This window comes from Serratia sp. 506_PEND, from assembly GCF_001076875.1.
GTDB lineage: Bacteria > Pseudomonadota > Gammaproteobacteria > Enterobacterales > Enterobacteriaceae > Serratia > Serratia marcescens.
This window is the reverse complement of sequence record NZ_JVEL01000503.1, coordinates 9,253-11,983: the sequence shown is the minus strand read 5'-3', so window position 1 is coordinate 11,983 and position 2,731 is coordinate 9,253. Positions and strand designations below refer to the sequence as shown.

Here is a 2,731-nt window from a genome sequence, read left to right as displayed (position 1 = left end):
TGACCACGAAGTTGACCAGCGTGCCTTTGGCGGCTGACAGCTGATCGCCCATGCGCGTCAGGATCACGTGCTTGACCTGAGTGTTGAACACCACTTTTTCCAGCGTATGGGCAAAGTTGGAGACGATGACGATGGCGCTGGCGCCGCTGTCGTTCAACTGGTGTTCCAGCTCTCGCGGGGTATACAACGGGTTGACGTTGACCACCACCATGCCGGCGCGCAGAATGCCGAACAGGGCGATGGGGTATTGCAACAGGTTAGGCATCATCAGCGCGACGCGGTCGCCCTTCTTCAGGCCCAGTTCATTTTGTAGATAAGCCGCGAAAGCCCGGCTGCGTTCTTCCAGTTTGCGGAAGGTCATCACCTCGCCCATATTGATAAAGGCGGGCTGATCGGCATAGCGCTGCACGGCATGCTCAAACATTTCGATCAACGACGAATAGCGATCGGCATCAATCTCTGCGGGCACATCTGCCGGATACCGTTTTAACCAGACCTTATCCAAGGTATTACTCCTGAAATCATTACTAATTATCATCGCAGCCCTCAAACTCGCAGCCTAACCATAACAATATTTTAACTCAGCAGACCAGTTCGGGTTTTAAACATTATTCAGGTTGCGATGTACGTCACTAATTGTCGGATATTCCCTATCCCAAAAAGCAAAAGGGCGGCCTGAGCCGCCCTGTCAAATATGTTCACATCAAGCGTATGCTACTCGGTTACGATGGTTTGCACCTGTGCCGGACCGGGGTTGTACCAGCCATAGCCTGCGCCCCAGCCGGGCCCCCACGGACCACCGCGCCAGCCCCAAGGGCCCATCGGCGCAGGCGGCATCACCACCTGCTGCACCAGATGCCAGCGCTTGAAACCGGTCACGTTCATCGTCACGAAACGATATGGCGTCATGCCGATCCGCCCCTCTTTCAGGCCGGTGATAGGGCCGACGACGGTCACCAGTTGGCCTTTGAAATCGACCGGTTCGAGGAAGCCGTTCACCGTAGCCAGCAAGCGGCCGTTCGACGGTTCACCCAGTATCGGCCGCGCACCGCTGTCGAGCGGCACCGCCGCAATCTCCAGCACCGTGCGCCCTTGTTCGTTGGCGACGTTTACCACGGTGCCGCCGAAACGGGCTTCCGCGCCGGTAAACAGGTTGGGTGCATTTTGTACCGAGGAAAGCTGAGTCACCGGCGAAGGGCTGGAGCCTTTGATCGCATCCGGTACGGTGACGCACCCGGATAAAACCAGCGCGCCGCAGGCGACGGCCAGCAGCGACAGCTTTTTACTTGCAGTGCGGATTAACATGGTCGCAATCTCCTGAAATGGCTGTAACTTTGACCGCGTTTCATCGTTCAAGTTGCAGCCCCTCATCGCCCGGCATCAACATCAGCACAATACGCCGCGATCAGTCGCGGCCCGGCAGTTTTTTCCAGGTGACTTCATTGCGCAGATAGGTCGGCTCGGCGTTTTCCACCGCTACCGCCAGCCCTTCTTGCCAGGCTTGCAGCGCCAGCGGCAGCATGTCTTGCGCCTGCGGCAACAGCATTTGGCCGTCACGTAGGCTCAACGCGGAACCCTTGACCAAGTCGGGGTAGGTTTGCCACCCGGTGCCAACATGGGCCCATTCGCCCTGCAGGCGCTGCGCACGCTCCAGCGCCTGCGCGGGCGACAGCACGGCCTCGCCTTCGCTTTCCAACCAGCTGCCGTCCGCCTGGCGCTCGAACTGCCCCCAGTAAACTTCACCCATGCGCGCATCGATCGCCGCCAGCACGCGCTCCGCGCCGCTGACGCGCCAGGCGCCCTGCGCCATGGTTTGCAGCGTGGAAACGCCTATCATCGGCAGATCGGCGCCCAGCGCCAGGCCTTGAGCGATGCCGATACCGATGCGCACCCCGGTAAAGCTGCCGGGGCCGCGACCGAAGGCCAGCGCATCGAGCTGGTTGAGCGCCAGACCGGATTCCGCCAGCACCTGCTGCACCATAGGTAAAATTCGTTGCGTATGCTCACGTGGGCACAGCTCAAACAGGGCGTGGGTTTCGCCTTGATTCCAGACGGCGACGGAACAGGCTTCCGTCGCGGTATCGATCGCTAAAATTCGCGTGGACATGCCAACCTCTGGCGGGAATAAAACTGGGTTTTTCATACAGGGCGCGCATTGTAGCACAGCCCCGTAAGCCCTTCATCTTTCACGTGGCCGACGCATCGGCGGCCTGCAGGAAGGCGATGGCCTGCTTCAGATCGCGGGTACGCGGCGTGGGCGGCAGGCTATTGAGGAACACCTCGCCGTAAGGACGCATCACCAGACGGTTATCGCAAATCACCAGCACGCCGCGATCGTCGGTGTCGCGGATCAAACGGCCGACGCCCTGTTTCAGGGTGATGACCGCATCCGGCAACTGCACGTCATTGAACGGGTCGCCGCCGCGCAGGCGGCAATCTTCAATGCGCGCCTTCAGCAGCGGATCGTCCGGTGAAGTGAACGGCAGTTTATCGATGATGACGCAGGACAGCGCATCGCCGCGCACGTCCACCCCTTCCCAGAAGCTGCTGGTCGCCACCAGCAGCGCGTTACCGGCGGCGACGAACTGCGCGAGCAGTTGCCCTTTGCTGGTTTCCCCTTGCAACAGCACCGGCAGCGTCATCGTGGCGCGGAACTCTTCCGCCAACTCGCGCATCATCTGGTGCGAGGTGCATAAGAAGAAGCAGCGGCCGTTGTTGGCTTCGATTAATG

General features: G+C 60.1%; 4 protein-coding genes. All 4 read right to left on the bottom strand.

Annotation, left to right across the window (positions count from 1 at the left end; genetic code table 11):
• Positions 1 to 505 (bottom strand): AMP-binding protein (locus ADK28_RS20490; protein ID WP_048796525.1); only part of this gene is annotated, 505 nt, incomplete at its 3' end.
• Between the two features lie 209 nt (positions 506 to 714).
• Positions 715 to 1,305, bottom strand: a complete 591-nt coding sequence (locus ADK28_RS20485) for a Slp family lipoprotein (protein WP_048796524.1) — start codon at positions 1,303 to 1,305, stop codon at positions 715 to 717.
• Between the two features lie 100 nt (positions 1,306 to 1,405).
• Positions 1,406 to 2,107 carry a tRNA (adenosine(37)-N6)-threonylcarbamoyltransferase complex dimerization subunit type 1 TsaB gene (tsaB, locus tag ADK28_RS20480; RefSeq protein ID WP_028127474.1) on the bottom strand — a complete coding sequence of 234 codons (702 nt, stop codon included), beginning with the start codon at positions 2,105 to 2,107 and terminating at the stop codon, positions 1,406 to 1,408.
• 79 nt (positions 2,108 to 2,186) lie between these two features.
• A partial coding sequence (locus tag ADK28_RS33085; protein WP_239686270.1) for an ATP-dependent DNA helicase occupies positions 2,187 to 2,731 on the bottom strand: 545 nt, incomplete at its 5' end.